The 19,933-nt window shown below is 67.8% G+C and carries 17 protein-coding genes; 16 read left to right on the top strand and 1 reads right to left on the bottom strand.

Annotation, left to right across the window (positions count from 1 at the left end; all coding sequences use genetic code 11):
- The first annotated feature begins 2 nt into the window (after nucleotides 1-2).
- The 9 genes from SACMADRAFT_RS26525 to SACMADRAFT_RS26485 all read left to right on the top strand — a co-directional run bounded on the left by SACMADRAFT_RS26525 (nucleotide 3) and on the right by SACMADRAFT_RS26485 (nucleotide 11,735).
- Nucleotides 3-1,232 (top strand): MlaD family protein, encoded by a 1,230-nt coding sequence (locus SACMADRAFT_RS26525; RefSeq protein ID WP_009156923.1) that lies wholly within the window; start codon nucleotides 3-5, stop codon nucleotides 1,230-1,232.
- Nucleotides 1,229-2,659 (top strand): MlaD family protein, encoded by a 1,431-nt coding sequence (locus tag SACMADRAFT_RS26520; RefSeq protein WP_009156922.1) that lies wholly within the window; start codon nucleotides 1,229-1,231, stop codon nucleotides 2,657-2,659. The genes SACMADRAFT_RS26525 and SACMADRAFT_RS26520 overlap by 4 nt, the downstream gene beginning before the upstream one ends.
- Nucleotides 2,659-3,939 carry an MlaD family protein gene (locus SACMADRAFT_RS26515; RefSeq protein ID WP_009156921.1) on the top strand — a complete coding sequence of 427 codons (1,281 nt, stop codon included), beginning with the start codon at nucleotides 2,659-2,661 and terminating at the stop codon, nucleotides 3,937-3,939. Before SACMADRAFT_RS26520 ends, SACMADRAFT_RS26515 begins: the two co-directional genes overlap by 1 nt.
- Before the next feature lie 5 nt (nucleotides 3,940-3,944).
- Entirely contained in the window at nucleotides 3,945-5,264 is a 1,320-nt protein-coding gene (locus SACMADRAFT_RS26510) for an MlaD family protein (RefSeq protein WP_009156920.1), read from the top strand.
- Nucleotides 5,261-6,526, top strand: a complete 1,266-nt coding sequence (locus SACMADRAFT_RS26505) for an MlaD family protein (RefSeq protein ID WP_009156919.1) — start codon at nucleotides 5,261-5,263, stop codon at nucleotides 6,524-6,526. The genes SACMADRAFT_RS26510 and SACMADRAFT_RS26505 overlap by 4 nt, the downstream gene beginning before the upstream one ends.
- A gap of 13 nt (nucleotides 6,527-6,539) precedes the next feature.
- Nucleotides 6,540-7,835, top strand: a complete 1,296-nt coding sequence (locus SACMADRAFT_RS26500) for an MlaD family protein (RefSeq protein WP_009156918.1) — start codon at nucleotides 6,540-6,542, stop codon at nucleotides 7,833-7,835.
- A gap of 119 nt (nucleotides 7,836-7,954) precedes the next feature.
- The gene (locus tag SACMADRAFT_RS26495; protein WP_232285489.1) at nucleotides 7,955-10,171 is read left to right on the top strand and encodes an MMPL family transporter; all 2,217 of its coding nucleotides are present in this window, start codon (nucleotides 7,955-7,957) and stop codon (nucleotides 10,169-10,171) included.
- Entirely contained in the window at nucleotides 10,168-11,526 is a 1,359-nt protein-coding gene (locus SACMADRAFT_RS26490; protein ID WP_009156916.1) for a peptidylprolyl isomerase, read from the top strand. The genes SACMADRAFT_RS26495 and SACMADRAFT_RS26490 overlap by 4 nt, the downstream gene beginning before the upstream one ends.
- Nucleotides 11,523-11,735: a hypothetical protein gene (locus SACMADRAFT_RS26485; protein ID WP_009156915.1), complete on the top strand. Its 213-nt coding sequence runs from the start codon at nucleotides 11,523-11,525 to the stop codon at nucleotides 11,733-11,735. Before SACMADRAFT_RS26490 ends, SACMADRAFT_RS26485 begins: the two co-directional genes overlap by 4 nt.
- A 12-nt stretch (nucleotides 11,736-11,747) precedes the next feature.
- Here the strand turns inward: SACMADRAFT_RS26485 and SACMADRAFT_RS26480 are convergent, their stop codons facing one another.
- Nucleotides 11,748-12,416 carry a response regulator transcription factor gene (locus SACMADRAFT_RS26480; RefSeq protein ID WP_009156914.1) on the bottom strand — a complete coding sequence of 223 codons (669 nt, stop codon included), beginning with the start codon at nucleotides 12,414-12,416 and terminating at the stop codon, nucleotides 11,748-11,750.
- 183 nt (nucleotides 12,417-12,599) lie between these two features.
- On the opposite strand from SACMADRAFT_RS26480, the gene SACMADRAFT_RS26475 reads away from it, so the two are divergent.
- The 7 genes from SACMADRAFT_RS26475 to SACMADRAFT_RS26445 all read left to right on the top strand — a co-directional run bounded on the left by SACMADRAFT_RS26475 (nucleotide 12,600) and on the right by SACMADRAFT_RS26445 (nucleotide 19,933).
- Nucleotides 12,600-13,856 carry a sensor histidine kinase gene (locus SACMADRAFT_RS26475; RefSeq protein ID WP_157617323.1) on the top strand — a complete coding sequence of 419 codons (1,257 nt, stop codon included), beginning with the start codon at nucleotides 12,600-12,602 and terminating at the stop codon, nucleotides 13,854-13,856.
- A 189-nt stretch (nucleotides 13,857-14,045) separates the two neighbouring features.
- Nucleotides 14,046-15,152, top strand: a complete 1,107-nt coding sequence (locus tag SACMADRAFT_RS26470; protein ID WP_009156912.1) for an NDMA-dependent alcohol dehydrogenase — start codon at nucleotides 14,046-14,048, stop codon at nucleotides 15,150-15,152.
- An 81-nt stretch (nucleotides 15,153-15,233) separates the two neighbouring features.
- Complete coding sequence (locus tag SACMADRAFT_RS26465; RefSeq protein WP_009156911.1) at nucleotides 15,234-16,217, top strand: R2-like ligand-binding oxidase; 984 nt, start codon at nucleotides 15,234-15,236, stop codon at nucleotides 16,215-16,217.
- Nucleotides 16,218-16,326: 109 nt separating this feature from the next.
- A complete protein-coding gene (locus tag SACMADRAFT_RS26460; protein WP_009156910.1) occupies nucleotides 16,327-17,400 on the top strand; it encodes an NAD(P)/FAD-dependent oxidoreductase in 1,074 nt (357 codons plus the stop codon).
- The gene (gene fdxA, locus SACMADRAFT_RS26455; protein ID WP_009156909.1) at nucleotides 17,388-17,708 is read left to right on the top strand and encodes a ferredoxin; all 321 of its coding nucleotides are present in this window, start codon (nucleotides 17,388-17,390) and stop codon (nucleotides 17,706-17,708) included. The genes SACMADRAFT_RS26460 and fdxA overlap by 13 nt, the downstream gene beginning before the upstream one ends.
- 51 nt (nucleotides 17,709-17,759) lie before the next feature.
- A complete protein-coding gene (locus SACMADRAFT_RS26450; RefSeq protein ID WP_009156908.1) occupies nucleotides 17,760-18,431 on the top strand; it encodes a sigma-70 family RNA polymerase sigma factor in 672 nt (223 codons plus the stop codon).
- Between the two features lie 11 nt (nucleotides 18,432-18,442).
- Nucleotides 18,443-19,933 carry an aldehyde dehydrogenase family protein gene (locus tag SACMADRAFT_RS26445; protein WP_269726578.1) on the top strand — a complete coding sequence of 497 codons (1,491 nt, stop codon included), beginning with the start codon at nucleotides 18,443-18,445 and terminating at the stop codon, nucleotides 19,931-19,933.

Raw genomic sequence — 19,933 nt, 5'->3', positions numbered from 1 at the left:
CGATGCGACGTATCTTGGCTTTCGGCGTCGTCGCCGTCGTCGTTCTCGGAGTTGCCGGCTTCGTGCTGGGGAGGGACGACGGTTATCGAGTCGACGTGGTGCTCGCATCGGCCACCAACGTCGTCGAAGGCGGCTCAGTTCACGTCAACGGTTTCGAGGCGGGCAGGGTAGAGAACATCGCGGTGCAGGACGGCAAGGCCCGGGTCACGTTGGCGATGAACAACGACCACGCTCCGCTGCACGACGGTGCGGTCGTGACCATCGAGTGGAAGGCGGCGCTGGGTGAACGTATCGTCGCCGTCGCGGACGGGCCCGCCGGGAACGCCGTCATCCCGGACGGAGGAATGATCCGAGGGGAAATGCCTACGCCGATGGAGGTCGACCAGGTCCTCGCGGCACTGGATGAGCCCACGCGAGAGCACCTGTCCTCCCTGATCCGGCGGCTTGACAAGTCCGTGGACGGCAACGAAGAGGACCTCCGTGACACGTTGCGGTCGGCGGGGCCGGCGCTGGAGGCCCTGGGTGAGGTTCTGCGGGCGGTCGGCAGTGACGGTCCGGCGATCAAGCAACTGATCACCCAACTGGATGGCATCGTGTCCACGCTCGTCAACCGCGAGCAGGCCATCCGCAATATCATCGAGCAGGTTTCGACCACGACCCGTCTCACCGCACAGCAAAAGCACGCGGTGGCGGAGGCGTTGGACAAACTTCCGGGCACGTTGGACACGGCGAAGACGACACTGGACCGGGTCCCTTCCGTCGCGGACAAGGCGGTTCCGCTGCTCGAGGATCTGAAACCCGCTACCGACAAGTTGCCGTCGGTGGCGCGGAACCTGAGGCCGGTGCTGGCTGACCTGCGCCCGCTCGTCGCGGAACTGCGGCCAACACTGGCGGTGGCGCGGGATCTGCTTCGCTACACCCCGGGGTTGCTGGACAGCGCTCATGGGGTACTGCCGGGCGCCAACTCACTAGTCGGGGACCTCACTCCCGCGTTGAGTTTTCTCCGGCCCTACACCCCGGAGATCGCCGGATGGGCCGCGAACTGGGGCTCCGCGAACGCCAACTATGACACCAACGGCCATTACGCCCGGATCTACGTTCAGGCCGGGCTCGGCAGTGTCAACGTCAATCCGGGCATCGTCCCCCCCGGCTACAAGAAGGACCTGACACCGGCGCCCGGTTCGCTGGTTGACCAGCCCTGGGTGGATGCCGCCGGAGGTGGAGTGCGATGAGCAAGCAGCCCAACCAGGTGTCTCGTCGGCTACCGCATGGCCGGATTCTCGCCGTCGTCGCGGTGGCCGTGCTCGGGGTGACAGCGGGAACAGTCGGCATTGACCAGGAGAGCGAGCCGGGCCAGACCACGATCGTCGCGCGCTTCGCCGATGCGAGTCCGCTGCTGGTCGGCAACGAGGTGAAGGTCAGTGGCGTGAAGGTCGGCCAGGTGGCGGCGATGGATGTGCGGGGCGGCAAAGCCTCCGTGGTGCTGAGCCTGGAGAGCGAGGCCCTTCCCGTGCACACGGACGCCAGGGCCACCATCCGTCCAGTGAGCCTGCTCGGCGAGCGCTACGTCGAGCTGGATCGGGGAAGCCCCGACGCGCCGGTACTCGGCGATGGCGATGTCCTCCCGATGCGGCAAACCGGCGCGCAGGCCGACCTCGATGAGGTGCTCAACACGGTCGACGAACCCACCGGACGGTCGCTGGCCGCGCTGGTGACCATGCTCGGGGAAGGTATCCGTGGCAACGGCGGAAATGCCGACGCCACCATCCGGGCCCTCGAGTCGTCGATGAACGACACCACGGCCCTGTCCGGTGTCCTGCGGGACCAGAACCAGCTGCTCGGCAGCCTGGTGGACAAGCTGCAGCCTGTCGCGAGCGCTCTCGCCGCCGACCAGGGAGCCAACCTCGACCGGCTGGTCGCCTCGGCGCGAAAGCTCACTGCGGCCACCGCCACGAAACGGCGGGAACTGACCGAGACGTTGCGGCGTCTGCCAGAGACCCTCGCGACGGCCCGCGCGACGCTCGCCCAGCTCACCGGCACCGCCGCCGAGACCACGCCGACCCTCGCGGCGATCCGGCCCACCACCGACGACCTCGCCGCGATCAGCGCCGAAATCCAGCGCTTCGCCGACGCCGCCGATCCCGCCCTGGCGCACGCCAACCCCGTCCTCGAGCACGCTCAGCGCCTGCTGGACGAGGCCAGGCCGGTGGTGGACCAGCTTCGGCAGGCCGGTCCGGACCTGCGGTCGGCGGTGGGCGACCTGCGTCCGGTCGTCGGTGAACTGACCGCCAACCTCGGCAACGTGCTCGCCTTCATCCGTAACTGGGCACTGACCACCAACGGCCGGGATGGCATCTCACACTACTTCCGCGCGATGCTGGTCGTCAGTCCGGATCTGCTCGGCGCGGCCGTGCCCACGCCCAACGGCGCGCCACCCGCGCAGCAGCAAGGTCCGTCCTCCGAACGACCGCCGGAAACATCACCCCAGCCTGACCGTGCGCCGTTGCCCCTGCCGCAGGTACCCGGCCTTACCGGGGACGGCGGCATCCTCGGTGGGCTGCTCTCCACCGAACAGGACCCCAAGGCAGGTGTGACCGGGCTCGACCCACAGCAGGAGCAGGGACTCGTCCAGTTCCTCATCGGGGGAGGAGGTCGATGATGGCAAGCAACAGCAAGCGCCGCCGGCGTTCGGTGCTCACCGGAATCGTGGTGCTCGTGGTGTTCGTGGCCTCCGTTGGCGTCGCGATCACCGCGAACAAGGGCATACCCGGTCTGCCGCGCACCGTGGTGCGCGCCGAGTTCGTTGAGGTCGGAGGCTTGCGCAGCGGGGATGACGTGCGGATCAACGACGTGCGCGTCGGGCAGGTCGGCGAGATCACCCTGGTGGACGGCAAGCCAGTCGTCGAGCTGAGGTTCGATGGCCACCGGTCCATCTACCGCAATGCGACGGCCGTCACCGCATCGGTGGGGGCGCGCTCCGCGCTCGGCCAGAAGTACGTCGCCTTCAACCCCGGTTCACCACAAGCCGGAGCCGTCGACCCCGGGGAGGTCATCCCGGCCTCGGAAACGACCGGAGCCCAGGAACTGTCGGACCTGCTCGCCGTGCTGGACGAGCCCACCCGCAAGGCGCTGGGCTCGACGCTCCGGGAAACAGGCGGCGGTGTCGCAGGCCATACGCAGGACCTGCGAGACACGCTGGCCGCTCTGCCGACCGAGCTGCCCGACCTGGGGACCGTGTCGCGCGCGCTGACCACGGAGGGGGGTGCCGACCTTGTCCAGACACTGCAGGCCGTGGATCGCTTCAGCGGCCGCTTCCAGGGCCGGGAGCAGCAACTCAGCAACCTTGTGCGCCAGCTCGACACCACCCTACGCTCGGTCGCCGTCGACGACGCCAGGCCGGTGTCCGACGCGCTGACCAAGGCGCCGGACACGCTGACCAAGGTCCGCGGCAGCCTCGAGGCCCTGCGGCGGCCGCTGGCTGACACCGAGGCCGCCGCGGCGGCATTGCGGCCCGGAGCACAGGCGCTCGGCCAGGCAACCCCCGATGTGCGCGGCGTGCTGCGAGAAGGGATTCCGCCGTTGAACAAGGTGCCCGGTGTCGCGGGGCAGGCGATGCCCGCGGTGGACGGCCTGACTCGGACGTTCACCGATGCGCGCCCGGTGGCGCCGCGTATCCGGGAGGCGGTCGGCTCGGCGCAGCAACCCCTGGCCGTTCTGGCGCCCTACGCCCCGGAGATCTCGCTGTGGTTCACCCACGCCACCGACGCCCTGCATCAGGGTGATGCGGCTGGCCACTGGCTGCGCTTCTCACCGCCGGTCGGGACGAGCACCGCGACCGGCATCGTGCGGGGCCTGCGTGACCCGCTGACTGCGCGCAACCCGTACCCGGCACCCGGCGAGGCCGCACGAGACAAGAGCACACTGCTGGGACCGAGGTGACACAGATGGAATCGAATCCGCGGAAGAGGCTCGCACGGGCCCGGCGCTCCCCGTTCCGACTCGGCCTGGTCTTCATCGTCGTAGCGTTGGTGGTCGGCGTCGGCCTGTTCAACAAGGACCCCATTCTCACCACGTTGAAGCCGGGCACGACATTCGCGATCCACTTCGCCCGGGACTACCATCTTCGTCCCTACGTCACGGAGGTCAAGGTCGCCGGGGTCCCGGTCGGCAAGGTCACCGCCGTCGAACCGGGGTCCGACGGCTCCGCGCGAGTCGAGGTCAAGGTCGACGGCGACATTCCGGGCAAGCTCCGCTCCGCGCCGTCCGCGGTGATCCGCCCCGCCACACTCCTGGGTGGCAAGTACTACCTCGATCTCGTACCCGGAGGGCAGCCCGGGGACTTCGGCGGCACCATCCCGGTCGCGCGAACGGAGGTCCCAGTGGAGCTCGACAAGGTCACCCGGGCGTTGCCACCCGACACGCTGGAGTCCGCGACGTCGGCCGTTGATTCGCTGGATCGCACGTTGGACGAACGTGGCCGCGCCGCGCTGGACCGGCTCCTCGCCGATGCCCCAGGCACGTTGGACCCGGCGGCCACCGTACTCGACGCCGCCCGGGGCACGCGCCCGGCAACGGACCTCACTCACGTCGTGGGGGGCCTGGAGTCGACGGCGCGGACGCTGACCGAGCAGCCAGGGCAACTGGACGCCATCGTGCGTGACCTGGACACCCTGGGCACCGTGCTGGGGCGGCGCTCGGCCGACCTGGCGGACGCGCTCGCGACGTTGCCCCGGACCCTGGACTCGACGAACGCTGGGCTGCGCCGCCTGGATGGCACGCTGATCCGGCTGCGGGACACCGCTGACCCGGCGCGCCCCGTCGCGGCGGAACTTGACACCGCGCTGGCGCATGCCGATCCCGTACTGGCGAAGGCCCGCCCATTGGTGACCGACCTGAAGAACCTGCTGGTCGATGCCAGGCCCGTCGTGGAGCGGCTGGTGCCCACCGCCCGCGACGCCACGCCCGTGCTCGACGACGTGCGTGGCCCGGTGCTGGACCGCCTCAACGGTCCGGTCAAAGCCACGGTCCTTTCGCCCTACCACGGCACCGGGCCCTACTCGGACACCGGCGGAGACAGGCCGCTGTACCAGGAGCTGGCGTACATGTTCGCCAATGTCGACCGGGCCTCCTCCATGACCGACGCCAACGGCGCCTCGATCGCGTTCCATCCTGGAGTCGCCCCAGGCACGCTCGCCGGCCTGCCGATCAGCCTGGAACAGCTGTTCCGCAACCTCACCGGCATCGGGAAGGGAGAGCCACGATGAGCGGCACACGGCACCGCCTGCGCAAGACGTGGCAGCGGGTGCGCAACGAGCCGCGCCTGGGACGCAACGTGCTCACGCTGGCCGTTCTGGTGGCCCTCGGCCTCGGCGCCGGCGGATACATCCTGAGTCAGCAGGGATCGGGGACCACGACCTGGCCGTGGCAGGATCAGTTCGTCTTCACAGCCGAGTTCGACAACGCGCCCGCCGTGAGCCCCGGCAACGGACAGGAGGTCCGCATCGCCGGTGTGCAGGTCGGGCAGATCGAGTCCGCTTCGGTCTCCGACGACGGCAAGGCGGAGCTGACACTCTCGATCGAACCCGGTCACACCGTCTACGACAACGCCCGGACGGTGCTGCGGCCCAAGAGCCCGATGAACGAGATGTACGTGGAGATCGATCCCGGTGGCCCGCCCGGCAAGCCGCTCGCCGAAGGGGATATGATCCCGGCAACGCAGTCGCAGCGGCCCATCCAAGCGGACGAGGTCCTCGCGCACCTCGACACGAATACCCGCAGCGCCCTGACCGCGCTGCTCACCGAGACCGACACGGCACTGGCCCACGCGCCGGAGGCGCTGCCGGGCGGGCTGTCCGCCACCGACCGCGTCGTGCGTGACCTCAAACCCGTCGTCGTCGAGCTGCAGACCCGCAAGGACAAGCTCGCGCAACTGGTCACCGCACTCGCTCAGGTGTCCAGCGCTGTCGGTGAGAACGACCAGCGCCTGGCCGAGCTCGCGAGGAACCTGCAGCACACGCTGGCCGCGGCCGGAGAGCAGAGTGACGCCATCGACGAGGCGCTCGCCCAGCTGCCGGACGTGACCGACGAGCTGGGCCGCGCCACCGGCAGCGTGCAGGCCCTGAGCGACCAGCTCGATCCGGTCCTGGACAGCCTGCGGCAGGCCTCCGGCACGCTCCCGGATTCCTTGCGCAGGCTGACCGCCACCGTCGATCGCGTCGGCGAGACCGTGGACGTGGCCAACCCGGTGGTGACCAAGGCCAGGCCCGTCGTCAACGACCTGCGGCCCCTGGTGACTGACGTCAACGCCCTCCTGCCCGACCTGCGGCACACCACCAGCCGGCTGGAGCCGATCACCGCCTCCCTGCTCCCCTATCTCAACGACCTGGGAGCCTTCGTGTACCAGACCAACTCGGTGACCAGCCTCCACGACGCCAATGGCGGCATCCTGCGTGGCCTGCTCCAGGTGACGCCCAGCACGTTGCCGCTCCCGGGCGCCGAGATCCTGTCCAGCCCGACACCACGCTAGGCGGTCGACCACCATGAGAATCTCGCATTCCGTGCTGCCGGCCATCCGGCTCACCGTCCTGATCGTCTTCGTCGCCGTGTGCGCCGTGATCTTCGGCTATCTCTGGGACAACTCGGGCGGGCGGCTTCCCTTCCAACGCTCGGCCTACCAGTTGTCGGCGAGCTTTCCCCGGGTGGCGAACCTGGTGCCCGGCGCGGACGTGATGGTCGCCGGCGTCCGGGTCGGCGAAGTCGCCGAGGTTCGCCCTGCCGGGGAGCGGGCACGCGTGACGATGGAACTGGACAACCAGTATCCGGTGCACGAAGGTGCCACGGTGCGGGTCCGGAACAAGACCCTGGTCGAGGAGACCTTCCTGGAGATCAGCGACGGTGACGGCGCGCCGGTGCCCAGCGGCGCCACCCTGCCGGACTCTGCCGGCCAGCCGCCGGTGCAGCTCAACGATGTTCTGGCCAGCCTCGACCAGCCCACCCGTGAGGCGCTGGCAAGCGCGGTGCGTTCCCTCGGCGGGGCGACGGAAGGCAGCCGCGAGAACATCTCCCGTGCGCTCACCGGCCTCGGCTACCTCGGCCGGGAGGGACAGGGCGCCCTGGCCGCGCTGTCCGCCCAGAGCGACGATCTGTCGAAACTCACGGGGAAGACGGCGACCCTGCTGGCCGCGCTCGACACCAGCCAAGGACAGATTGCCCGGCTGGTCGCCGACGCCGACACCCTGACTCGTACCACCGCCGACGGCGCCGGCCAGATCGAGGCGGTGCTCCGTCGACTACCACCGGTCCTGGACAGCGCGAGCGCCGCCACCGACGACCTGGACCGGCTCTCCACCAGCCTGGCACCCATCGCCCAGAACCTGCGTACGGCCGCCCCCGACCTCAGTGCCGCACTGCGGGAACTGCCGCGGACCTCCGCCGACCTGCGCGGCCTGCTGCCCTCCCTGGACGGCGTGCTGAACACCGCGCCGGACACCCTCACGAGGGTCCCCGCGGTGGCGGCCGACGCGCAGCGCCTGCTGCCGACCCTCGACGTGGCGCTCGCCGACGTCAACCCCATGCTGGCCTACTTGCGGCCCTACGGCCCCGATGTCGCCAGCATGTTCGCCAACATGGCACAGTCGATGGCACGGGGGGACACCAACGGCCGCTGGCTGCGGACGTTCCCGCCGGTTAACGAGCAGAGCGTCCGGGGCAACCCGCTCAACCTCAACCAGATCCCCCTGCTGGACAAGTACAACCCGTACCCCGCACCGGGGGAGGCGGCCAACCCGGGCCCGTTCGACGGCGAGTACCCCCGCGTGCAGCGTGATAACAAATGAGAAGGCCGCGTCCTCCACGCCTCCGGCTCCGACTGCCCATGCCTTGGGGTCGGCACTCCCATGCGCCAGCGGAGAAGCGGCGCCCCCGGTGGTCGCGGTACCGGACCAAACGCGGCGCCGTGACCATCCTGGGCGCCCTGCTCGTGGTCGCCTTCCTGATCGGCGGGCTGGCACAGGTGCGCCTGGAGACCAGTGTCGAGTCCTTCCTGCCACACGACGACCCCGCGCTACGTCAGCTGCAGGCGGCGGCGTCCGACTTCGGCGGGGACCCCGTCGTGGTCCTGCTCGAGTCACGCCAGCCGGGTGAGCTGCTCGACCAGCAACATTTGCTGCCGCTGCTGCAGCTGGAGGGCCAGCTGTCACGCCTACCCGACGTCGCCGCCACCTACGGCCCCGCGACCACGCTCAACCAGATCGCCGGCCGGGTGCAGGACCTGCTCGCCGAGCTCGCGGGACGACGCGACGCCCTCCGCGCCCGAGGCGGAGACGCGACGGCGGCCGAGTTCGACGCCCGGTACGGGGCACTCCTGGTGCAAGGGCTTCCGGCTGGGCTGCCCACGTTGCGCAACCCCGGCTTCGTTGAGACGGTCCTCCACACACCGGACGGGCAACCCAAACCACAGTGGCGGTTCATGGTCCCGTCCGACCGGGCCCTCGCCGTGCTGATCCGGCCACGCGAGGGGCTGGACCAGGACGGCACCGACCGGCTCGTGCAGAGCGTCCGGAATGCCGTCTCGGCGGCCCGCGACACCGTGGGTGCCGAGCGTGCCATCGTTTCCGGCGTTCCCACGGTGACCTCGGATCTGGCCAGTCAGGTGCGCTGGGAAATCCCTGTGATCGGGGGGATCGCGGTGGTGGCGGTCGCCGCGTGCTTTCTGCTCATCCCCTGGACCCGGGGTGTGCGACGACGGCTCCTGCCCGTGGTGACGACCACCGTGGCGGTGGCGCTCACGGTCGCTACGTTCGGGTGGCTAGACCGGCCCCTGTCCCTGGGCGTGGTCGCCTTCCTTCCCGTGCTCTTGGGCATCGGCAGCTACTATCCAACCTACTTCGCGCAGCACGCCCGGCGTCGCGTCGTGCTGGTGGTCGCCAGCGCGACCGCGGCGGCATTCGCCACCCTGGCGCTGTCCCCGTTACCCCTCGTCCGGGACCTCGGCCTGACGCTGGCCTTCGGCGTTCTGCTCGCCGCCGCGCTGGGTATGGTGCTGGTGCGCGCGGTGTCACGGGCTGACGCTGAGCCTCGCGGCGACCGTCGGCCCGCTGCCCGCACCGCTGCGTCCTGGCCGATCCGGGCTGCTGCCGCGCTGCTCGCCGTCGCGGTCGCGGCGACGGGCTGGGTCATGCTGCCGCAGTTGAGACTTGACAGCGACTTCCGCAACTTCGCCGCAGGGCTGGAAACCCTCGAGGACGCGCGTAAGGTGGAATCGGTCATCGGCTCCTCCGGTGAGGTGGCGGTGGTGTTGCGCGGCCCCGACGTGCTCGCACCCCAGGCCGTCAGCTGGTCCCACAGCGCTCAGAGCATGATCGTCGAACGGCACGGAGACCAGCTCCGGCCGGTCATCTCGCCCGCCACCCTGCTTCCCTTCCTCGGGTCGTCGCCGTCCGCCGCGCAGATCGAGGCCGCGACCCGGCTGCTGCCGCCGTACCTCACCGGCTCGGTGTTCCGCGACGACCGGCGGGCAGCCGTGCTCAGCTTCGGTGTGCGCATGGACGACCTCGACCAGCTGCGGACGCTGCGCGACGACGTCGCCAGGAACCTGCCACCGCCCCCGACGGGGTACCGGGTAGAGTTGACCGGCTTGCCGATGGCTGCGGTCCGCGGGCATGAACTTGTCTCCTCCGACCGTGTCATCACCAATGTGGCGGGGATCCTCGCCGCTGGGGGCGTGCTCCTGATCGGCCTACGCCGCAGGAGCGACGCCGCGCGCGCCGTCGCCGCCGCCACCCTCGCAACCGGGGTCGGCCTCGCCGCCCTGTGGGTGGCACGGGTTCCGCTGACCCCGATCACCGCCGCGCTGGGTTCCCTGACAGCGGCCGTCGGGTGCGAGTTCACCGTGCTGCTCGCCGAAGCGGTGCGACGGGGCAACGCCGCGCTGCGCACCTCCGTGTTGCTGGCCACGGCGACATCGGCCGTCGGGTACGCGGTGCTCGCCGTGTCCCAGCTCGAGGCGGTCCGGGAGTTCGGTCTGCTGCTCGCCGCATCGGTGCTGCTAGCCCTCGGAGCCGCGGCGTGCGTCGTCTGGCTTACCGTGAAGCCCCTCCGGCGGAGCGATCGTCGCCCAGCGACCGCGACCACTCCGCCCGTATCCGTCACCACGCCAGGAGGTGGATCATGAAGCAGCGGCAGACATCCGACGTGACGGATGCCAAGGAACAGGATGCTGATACGCGTGAGAACGACGCAGAGCGTTCGGGCACGGACCGGGACACCCACGTCGCCGAGGATTGCTCGCCGGACCAGCGGCGAGAGCAAGGAACCCAGGGCACGGGTGGCCAAGACCGCGACATCGCCAACAACGACGACAGCGGTGCGGACGGCGTCGATGCCGAGCGGAACGCCGACGGTGAGCCGGGCGGCCTGCGCGGCCTCCTCAGGCGAATCAGGCTCCCGCAGACCCGGAAGGCGCGGACAGTCGCGGCCGTGATGCTGCTGCTGCTCGCGGGCGGTGGCGCGGGCGGCTACCTCTGGTGGGCTGGTGAGCAACTGCCGGACGATGCCGCCTTCCGGATCGACGATCGTGTCGTCACCGTTGACGACCTAGGCGAAGTCACCGACACATGGCGTGCACTCTACGGTATCGAGCCACCGCAGGAGCCCGGCAGGCTGGACCGTTTCCGGCGCGACGCCGCCAAGGCCTATGCGGTGAGCCTGCTCCTCGACAGGGCGGCCCGGGACCACAAAATCGTGGTGGCGGACAAGGCGGCCCGGGACACGTTGAGCCGGTTCGTCACCCAGCAGTTCGGCGAAGGCACCCAAGGTCGCGACCAGTTCGTCCAGGCGCTGGGCAACGCGGGCACGTCGCAACGAGCCGTCCTGGACGAGGTGAAGAAGCAGTTGGCCATGGACCAGCTGTTCAACACGGTCACCAAGGACACACCGAAGGTCGGCGACCAGGAAATCCGTGAGGCATTCAGCAAACGAAAGGATCAGCTGGGGACTCCTGAGCGCCGGGAACTGGCCAACATCGTCGTTCGGACCAAAGATGAGGCCGACCGGATCGTTGCCGAGCTCCGCGGCGGGGCATCGTTCGACACCCTCGCCCGACAGCACAGCCTCGACAGCGCGACCCGAAGCGACGGTGGAAACCTTGGCACCGTGACCCGGGACCAGCTTCAGCCCGACTACGCCAAGGCAGCCTTCGCCGCTGGGCGGGGTGAGCACTTCGGCCCTGTGCAGAACCAGTTCGGCTGGAACGTCGGTATGGTCACCGGAATCACACCGGCCGAGCCCGCGAGGTTCGACCAGGTGCGCGACCCGCTGAAGCAGCAACTCGAACTGGAACGAAAACTCCAAACCTGGCGCGACTGGCTGGCCGAGCGGATCCGCGACGCGGAAATCCAGTACGCCGATGCCTACCTGCCCGCATCGCCGGACGCTCCGCCAAGCGTGCAGCCGGGCGAACTCGGGATTCCCCAAGGGCAGGAGCCCGCGAAACCCGCTCAGCCGCCCCGGCAAGGGGGTCCCCGGTGAGCACGGCGGGGCCCCTGCTCGTGCTGGCGGCACTACTCGTGTTGCTCGGCCGGTGGGGCTTGCGGAATGCCGACACGGCGGTACCCGCGGCGCTCGGTGCCCGGGAACGCGCCCGCCGCGCGCGGGTGCTGCGCCGGGGCGCGGTCGCCGCACAGGTGGTGGCGGCTGCCTTCGTCATCCTGTCCATTCTGGCCTTGTGGGGAACTTGATGCCAGCATGTCTCAGACATCGGCATCCTTGGGCCGGTCGATCAGCCCGTAGTACCCGGCCAGTCCCGCGGCTTCCGCGCGGTTGGCGACGCCGAGCTTGTGTAACAGGGCCGCGATCATGCGTTTGGCCGTACGCTCGGAGACCAGCATCCGTTCGGCGATTTCGATCGTCTCGGCGCCCCGCGCGAGCAAGCCCCACAGGCGCATCTCCTCGGTATCCAATCTCTGGAGAATCGTTTCCGGTGGGCGGCGGATGCCGTCCAGCAGGGCGGTAAGCAGATCCGGTTCGAGGACCCGGAAACCGGCCGCGACGCTTAGCAACGGGGCGACAAGGGTGTCGGGGTCCGCGGACTTCGACAGGTAACCATCGGCACCCGCCCGCAATGCCTCCTCCGCCAAACCCCGATCGGTGGTGCCTGACAGCGCCAAGATCCTGGTGTCCGGGTGGCGTGACTTGATGTGCCGGATTGCCGCCACGCCGCCGATCGGTGGCATGGCGAGATCGACGATCGCTAGCTCGGCGCCGGTCGAGCCGACAAGAGCGGCTGCTTCCTCCGGTCGGCTGGTCGACCCGGCGACCGAGATGCGGTCGCCGACCCGGCTATCCAGCAGCAGAGCCAAGCCCTGCGTGAATAGATCGTGGTCGTCGACGATGACTACGATCAGCTTGCCACCATCCATAGCATAACTCTACTGCGACATAACGGTGGTGCTGAGATGTCATACGACGAGGTGGGCGCGACTGGGGAATCTCCGGCCGCAATGCGCTGGTGGCGTGCGCCTCGGTCGCGGCGGTATCTGGTCGGGCTGCCGGATCGTGCCGACAAGCTGCGTCCGGTCGGGTTGATCACCGTCTGGGTCCGGATGGGTGTCGTGCTCTCAGCGGCGGTGCTCCTGCTGGTGGGGTCTGGCCCCTTCGTCCACCACACGGCAGCGGCCTGGTTTGTGGTCTGCGTCGCGATGGCCTACTCGATAGTCGTGTTGCGGCACCCATCGTGGGAGGTCGAGGGGAGATGGCCTGCCGCCGTCATCACCGCGTTGGACGCTAGCCTGGCGTCCGGGATCGTGGCCTTTTCCGGCGCCGCGCAGAGCCTGGCGGTGTCCATCCTGTTTCTGGTTATCGTCGCCGCAGCGTCGCGGCTGTCCTTCCTCAGCACGTTGGGAGTGTCCCTGCTGCTCGGTGGAAGCTACGTGACGATCGCGCTGGTCGTGGATGCCGGGAACGTCTCGGTGCACGATCGTTTCCTGTCCGGAATGTGGTGGGCGCTCTACCTGCTCTTCACCGGCGCGCTGGGTTCGGGGCTCGTCCTGCTAAATGAGCATGCCGAACGCGCTCGCGGCCTGGCTCAAGCGGAGACGATCGCCGCACGCATCGTGGCGGACGAGGAGCGTGACCTCCGGGCTCGGCTGAAGGCGGCCTACGATGCGCAGGAAACCGGGCTGCGCGTCATACTTCATGAGTTCCGTACGCCCGTCACGTCCTTGGGCGCGCTGGTCCGCGATCTGTCTCATGAGGACGACTGTGGCGAGGCGCGGTCCGTCAGCACCCGCCGCGCTCTGTTGACCGCGCACGTCGAGCACCTGTCGGCCATGCTCAACGCGCTGGCCGACGTCGCGGCCAGCCGGCGACCAGCCTTCAGCACAGGGCACCTGCGGGTGGTGAACGTGCACGAATTCGTACTCATGGCCGCCGACGCGGCCGGCTTGCCGCGGGAACGACTTCGATTGATCGTCTCGCCGGGGAACGCGCATGCCCAACTCGATGCTCAACTTGTCCGCCGGGTCGTCACGAACCTGCTGGAGAACGCATCCCGCCACGGCCGTGATGAGCCGGTCGGTGTCATCGCGAATCTAGCTGGGGCCTCGTTGTCACTGGAAATCGTTGACCGAGGGCCGGGAATACCCCTTGACCGCGCCGTCGAACTCACCGCCAAGTTCGCGCAGGCCGGGCAGGAACGAGGCACCGCAGGTCTTGGCCTGTGGATCGTCGACCAGATCATCCAGGCGCTGAACGGCACGATCGACTTTCAGGAGGCCGCCGGAGGCGGGTTGGCCGTGCGCGTGACATTGCCCGTGCGGACGCTGGCTGGTCGCCCACCCACCCAGTCGCCTCACCCATAGGTCCGCACCACGAGCGCCAGGGGGTGGCGATGGTGCGCCCAGACCAACTGGGCCTCGACCGATCTTGCGCGGCCCACACTGTCCGTGGCCTTCATGGGCCACTCGCGGCACGGATGGCCCGTATTGCCGGGTGCGCATTCCTCATACGCTGGGGGAAGAAGCCCTTCAGAGTCGAAGGAGACGATGTCGATGAAGACCAAGGCCGCCGTCTTGTGGGGCCTCAACGAGAAGTGGCAGGTCGAAGAGATCGACCTCGACCCGCCGAACGAGGGTGAGGTCCAGGTCAAACTGGCCGCCAGCGGATTGTGTCATTCCGACGAGCACCTCGTCACCGGCGACATCCCGATCCCGTTCCCGGTCGTGGGTGGACATGAAGGCGCCGGCATCGTTGAGGCGGTGGGCGCGAACGTGACCGAGGTGGCCGAAGGCGATCCTGTTGTCTTGAGCTTTCTCCCGGCATGCGGCAAGTGCTCCTACTGCGCCCGTGGCATGACGAACCTCTGCGATCTGGGTGGCGCGGTGATCCTCGGGCCGCAGCTGGACGGCACCTACCGGTTCCATACTCGCGGCGAGGACGCGGGCCAGATGTGCCTGCTGGGTACCTTTTCCGAGCGCACGGTGGTGCCCGCCGCCTCGGTGGTGAAGATCGACGAAGGGTTTCCGCTGGAGAAGGCCGCCCTTGTCGGGTGTGGGGTCACGACCGGATTCGGTAGCGCCACCCGGGCCGGCGAAGTGCGTGCCGGCGACGTGGTCGTCGTGGTCGGGGCCGGTGGCATCGGTGTCAATGCCATCCAAGGAGCACGGGCCGCCGGCGCGCGTGCCATCGTCGCCGTTGATCCGGTCGAGTACAAACGTGCCAAGGCGGGCGAGTTCGGGGCCACGCACACGGCCGAGTCGATGGACGAAGCGTGGAACGTGGTCAGCGAGTTGACCCGCGGGCAGCTCGCTGACGTATGCGTGCTCACCACCGACGTCGCCGAGGGCTCCTACATCGAGCCCGCTTTGAGTCTGGTGGGCAAGCGTGGGCGTGTGATCGTCACCGCGATCGGCCATCCGGACGAGCACACGATGAGCGGCAACCTCTTCGAACTCACGCTCTACGAGAAGCAGATCCGGGGCGCGCTGTTCGGATCCTCGAATCCGCAGCATGACATTCCGCGACTGCTTGAGTTGTACAACCTCGGCCAACTCAAGCTCGACGAACTGGTGACCGCTGAGTATCAGCTGGAGGACATCAACCAGGGATACCAGGACATGCGTGACGGAAAGAACATCCGCGGAATGATCCGCTTCTGAAACTCCTAAGTCGACAGAAACAGTTATCGTCGCCAAGTTATTCCCGCCCTATCCGGCGTGTATTCGAATCGAGGATGTGACATGGCAATCGACCGCGTCATCCAGCACGGTAAGCGGAATGGGTATGGCAGCCTCTGTGAGGGCGGCCTACGCATGGAATCCTTCCCGATGCGGCTGTTCCGGAAGGGAAACAAGAAATTCTGGGACCCGGAAACGATCGACTTTTCGCAGGACGCCGCGGACTTCGCCGCGATGTCGCCGGACGAGAAGAAGTTGACCTGTATCCTTGCCTCGCAGTTCATGGCCGGGGAGGAGTCGGTCGCTCAGGACCTCCAGCCGTTCATGGCGGCCATGGCGGCTGAGGGACGGCTGGCCGACGAGGCCTACCTCACCCAGTTCACCTTCGAAGAGGCCAAGCACATGCAGTCGTTCCGACTGTGGTTCGACGCTGTCGGGCTCGGCACGGACCTGCATGAGTACGTGGAGTACAGCCAGCCCTATCAGACGATCTTCGCCGAGGAGCTGCCCAAGTCCCTGTACGCCTTGGAGAAGGACCCGTCGCCCGCGGCGCAGGTGCGTGCCTCGATTACCTACAACCACATCGTCGAGGGTTGTCTTGCCCTCACCGGGTATTTCGGATGGGCGAAGGTATGTGCAAGCCGGGGCATCCTGCCGGGCATGCAGCAGCTCATCAAGTACATCGGCGACGACGAGCGCAGGCACATGGCGTGGGGAACATTCACCTGCCGCCGTCACGTCGCCGCGGACGAGCGGACCTGGGAGGTCGTTGAGGAGCGCATGCAGGAACTAATCGAGCCAGCGATGGGCTTGATCGTGAAACTGTTCGACCAGTTCGAGGGCGCGCGGGCCCCGTTCGGCATCGATCTCGATGAGATGACCGACTATGGCATGGACAAGATCAACCGTCGGCTGGAGTCGATCGAGGGGGCACGGGGCCGCCCCGTAGAGGAGATCGACGAGGACTACTCGCCGATGCAGCTTGAGGACACCTTCGCCGAGGAGGACGAGAAGGTCGTGGCGAAGTCGCTTGCGGCCGTGTCCTGAGCCGACGCGCTCCGAGCACTGTTCAGTGGAACTGTTCGTCCGGGAGCGGAGACCCGACCCGGGCGAACAGTTCGCGTCGGCAAGGTCACCAGAATCGAGGCAGCAAGAGATGGGCACAACAACCGCGCCAGCTGGCGAGGTCACTGTTGACGTGTTGTTCGTCGGCGCCGGGCCCGTGGGGTTGTTCGGTGCCTACTACGCGGGTTTCCGTGGGCTTACTGCGGCGTTGGTGGATCCGCTACCGGAGGCCGGTGGTCAGGTACAGGCGATCTACCCCGAGAAGAACATCTACGACATCGCGGGCCTGCCCGCTGTTCAGGGGCAGCAGCTGATCCGCAACCTCCTCGAGCAGGCGAAACCGTTCGGCCCCCGATTCCTTTTGTCTCAGCAGGCGAGCGACATCCGGGAAGTTGCCGATGGCTGGCGGGTGACGACCTCCTCGGGTGTCGTCGTCAACACGAGGGCCGTGATCGTCACCTCCGGAGTGGGTTCGGTGACTCCGCGTCCGCTACCAGCAGGTGAGGAGCTTCTCGGGCGCGGGCTCTGCTACTTCGTCCCGCAGCTGGAGGTGTTCGACGGCAAGGATGTCGTCGTGGTGGGCGGTGGCGACTCGGCGCTGGACTGGGCACTGGCCGCGGTTCCGCGTGCCCGGTCGGTCACCCTCGTGCACCATCGCAAGCAGTTCCGGGCGCACGAACATTCGGTCGCGCAGGTGAAGGACAGTCCGTGCCACCTGGTGCTCGACGCCACCGTTACCGCGGTTCGTGGTAACGACAGCGTGGAGAGCGTGGACGTCACTGTGCGCGGGGAGGACGGCGCGCGGGAGCTGAAGGCTCAGGTCGTGGTCGCCGCACTGGGTTTTCTGATGGACCTCGGCCCGATCGCCGGGTGGGGCCTTGAGATGGAGGGGCGGGCCATCCGCGTCGACACCCGGATGCGTACGAATCTGCCGCGCGTCTATGCCGCTGGGGACGCGGCGACCTTTCCGGGCAAGGTGAAATTGATCGCCGTCGGTTTCGGCGAGGTGGCGCTCGCCGTGAACAACGCTGCCGTCGAGTTGAATCCGGACGCGACTCTTGCTCCCGGGCATTCGAGTGATCTCGTGCCCGCGTCGGAACCGTTGGCGCCCGAGGGAAACTCTGCACAGCCGCGAAGCAAGGAGGTCGCAGGATGGCGTTCGTGATCGGCGAGCCGTGTGTCGACGTCAAGGACATGACGTGCATCGAGGAATGCCCGGTCGATTGCATCTACGAGGGCGAACGGATGTTGTACATCCACCCGACAGAATGTATCGACTGCGCGGCCTGCGAGCCGGTATGCCCAGTAGAGGCCATCCGTCCCGCGCAACACGTCGATGAGGAATGGAAACCGTTCCAGGAGTCGGCGCAGCAAGCGTTCACCGGGATCGGGTCGCCGGGAGGTTCGACGAAAGTGGATACCCCGATACCCGACACCGAGTTCGTGAAAACGCTCCCTCGCAAGGAGGACTAGTCAAGGTGGAAGGTGCGTCGCGATCGCGACGCAGCATTACGAGGAGTGAGTGTGGGCTCAATCGCTGTGGCTCAACGAGGAGCACGCAGCACCGCCGATGACGGACAGGCTGGCGGTGATGTGGTGGACCTGTCCGCTGACAACTGGGTGCTTGTTCGTGCGGCTCAACGAGGAGACGCGTCGGCGTATGCTCTGCTGTACGACAGATTCGCGACCAGGGTTCAACGCTTTGCCCGATCCCGTGTCCGCGATCGGCACCTGGCGGAGGACGTCACCAGCGAGACCTTCGCACGGGCGCTGCGGGCCATCAACTCGCTAGAGTACCGGGGACGAGACGCGGGCGCGTGGTTCCTCACCATCGCCCGCAACATCATCTTCGACTACACGAAGTCCGGGTCGGTGCGGCATGAGGTCACCGTCGACGAGCTCCCGGACGCCTCCGGTCACGAGACGCCGGAGGAGCTCGTCATTCTTGGGATCGCGCGAGCTGAACTGATCCGGTGCCTGCGATTACTCCCCGATGACCAGCGAACGTGTCTTGTGCTGCGGTTCTTCTGCGATCTCTCGGTCAGCGAGACCGCGAGAATCCTGGACCGCGAACCCGGTGCGGCGCGCTCTCTGCAGTATCGGGCGATTCACCGTCTTGGCGAGTTGATCGGCGGATCTGCGAATGAGCAGCGTCGGGCACAGCCGGCACCGTCCGGAGGAGAGAAAGGCAGTTGACGATGACAGCAATGACTGTTGACGTTCCGGAATCCGTGCAGCGATTTCTCAGCAGCGCTTCGGACAGCATCGTGGTCGGCGCGGAGCGGCGAGGTGCGACCGGGAACGGCCAGATCACGACTGAGGACCCCGCCACCGGTACGACGTTGACCAGCATCGCGGCCGGCGGCAAGCTCGACGTCGACGAGGCGGTGGCTTCCGCACAGTCGACCTTCGGAGAATGGCGAGCGATGAGCGCGGCAGCCCGCGGACATGTGCTGCTTGACATCGCGACGATGCTGGATGCTCATGCCGAGGAATTGGCGACGCTCGAAACCTTGGACAACGGAAAGCCATTCACCGAGTCGCTGTACGTCGACGTCGCGCTCGCGGCCCAGGTGTGGCGCTACTATGGTGGCTGGACGACGAAGCTGACCGGGCAAACCGTGCCGGTCTCTCCGCCGGTGGGGGAGGCCCTTGTCTATACGCGACGGGAACCCCTCGGCGTTGTTGGCGCGATCGTGCCCTGGAACTTCCCGTTGCTCATCGCATCCTGGAAGGTGGCACCGGCGCTGGCGGCTGGGAACACCGTCGTCCTCAAGCCGTCCGAGTTCACCTCGTTGAGCGCCCTGCGTATGGTAGAGCTAGCGCTTGAGGCAGGGCTGCCCCCCGGCGCGATGAACCTGGTCACCGGCTACGGGCCGGAGGCCGGACAGGCACTGATCGATCACCCCAGCGTCGCCAAGATCTCGTTCACCGGTTCGACGGACACCGGCAGGCGCATCGTCACCGCGAGCGCGCCACATCTGAAGAAGTTGACGCTCGAACTGGGCGGGAAGTCGGCGAATATCGTCTTTTCGGACGCCGATCTGGCCGCTGCCGCTCAGGGCGCGCTTACCGGGATTTTCATGAACCAAGGGCAGGTGTGTTGCGCCGGATCACGGCTGTTCGTGCATCGCGACGTTCATGACGAGTTGGTCGAAGAGCTTGCTGCTGCGGCGAAAACGATTCAGCTTGGTCACGGGCTGGCCGACGACACCGAGATGGGTCCGCTTATCTCGCCGAAGCAGCTGGCGTGCGTGGAGGGGTATGTCGAGTCGGGGCTGCGGCAAGGCGCGACGCTGGTGTGCGGTGGAGACCGCCCCAACGGTGAACTGGCCGACGGCAATTTCCTGAACCCGACCGTGTTCACCGAGGTCCGCGACGACATGACCATCGCGGCCGACGAGATCTTCGGGCCGGTGTTGTCGGTGCTGTCGTTTGACGATGAGAACGAGGCGGTCCGGCGCGCCAACGCCAGCGCCTATGGGCTAGCCGCGGGCGTGTGGACCAACGACGTGAAGCGGGCCCACCGCATCGCCGCGAGGTTGGACGCGGGCACGGTATGGATCAATATGTACAACATGATCGACCCCGCCGCGCCGTTTGGCGGTTTCAAGGCCTCCGGCTACGGACGCGATCTCGGCGAAGAGGCGCTGCTCGGATACACACAGACGAAGTCTGTGTGGGTGAACCTCGACTGA

The sequence above is a fragment of the Saccharomonospora marina XMU15 genome (genome assembly GCF_000244955.1).
Lineage (GTDB): Bacteria > Actinomycetota > Actinomycetes > Mycobacteriales > Pseudonocardiaceae > Saccharomonospora_A > Saccharomonospora_A marina.
The sequence above is the reverse complement of the archived record's forward strand: the minus strand, read 5'-3'. Positions and strand labels throughout refer to the sequence as shown.

Bases quoted from the DNA above. Each gene is read 5' to 3' on its own strand.
- SACMADRAFT_RS26465 (WP_009156911.1), top strand. From the start codon at position 15,234: ATGGCAATCGACCGCGTCATCCAGCACGGTAAGCGGAATGGGTATGGC.
- fdxA (WP_009156909.1), top strand. From the start codon at position 17,388: ATGGCGTTCGTGATCGGCGAGCCGTGTGTCGACGTCAAGGACATGACG.
- SACMADRAFT_RS26500 (WP_009156918.1), top strand. From the start codon at position 6,540: ATGAGAATCTCGCATTCCGTGCTGCCGGCCATCCGGCTCACCGTCCTG.
- SACMADRAFT_RS26505 (WP_009156919.1), top strand. From the start codon at position 5,261: ATGAGCGGCACACGGCACCGCCTGCGCAAGACGTGGCAGCGGGTGCGC.
- SACMADRAFT_RS26515 (WP_009156921.1), top strand. From the start codon at position 2,659: ATGGCAAGCAACAGCAAGCGCCGCCGGCGTTCGGTGCTCACCGGAATC.
- SACMADRAFT_RS26460 (WP_009156910.1), top strand. From the start codon at position 16,327: ATGGGCACAACAACCGCGCCAGCTGGCGAGGTCACTGTTGACGTGTTG.
- SACMADRAFT_RS26480 (WP_009156914.1), bottom strand. From the start codon at position 12,416: ATGGATGGTGGCAAGCTGATCGTAGTCATCGTCGACGACCACGATCTA.
- SACMADRAFT_RS26490 (WP_009156916.1), top strand. From the start codon at position 10,168: ATGAAGCAGCGGCAGACATCCGACGTGACGGATGCCAAGGAACAGGAT.
- SACMADRAFT_RS26470 (WP_009156912.1), top strand. From the start codon at position 14,046: ATGAAGACCAAGGCCGCCGTCTTGTGGGGCCTCAACGAGAAGTGGCAG.
- SACMADRAFT_RS26520 (WP_009156922.1), top strand. From the start codon at position 1,229: ATGAGCAAGCAGCCCAACCAGGTGTCTCGTCGGCTACCGCATGGCCGG.
- SACMADRAFT_RS26475 (WP_157617323.1), top strand. From the start codon at position 12,600: ATGGGTGTCGTGCTCTCAGCGGCGGTGCTCCTGCTGGTGGGGTCTGGC.
- SACMADRAFT_RS26510 (WP_009156920.1), top strand. From the start codon at position 3,945: ATGGAATCGAATCCGCGGAAGAGGCTCGCACGGGCCCGGCGCTCCCCG.
- SACMADRAFT_RS26445 (WP_269726578.1), top strand. From the start codon at position 18,443: ATGACTGTTGACGTTCCGGAATCCGTGCAGCGATTTCTCAGCAGCGCT.
- SACMADRAFT_RS26525 (WP_009156923.1), top strand. From the start codon at position 3: ATGCGACGTATCTTGGCTTTCGGCGTCGTCGCCGTCGTCGTTCTCGGA.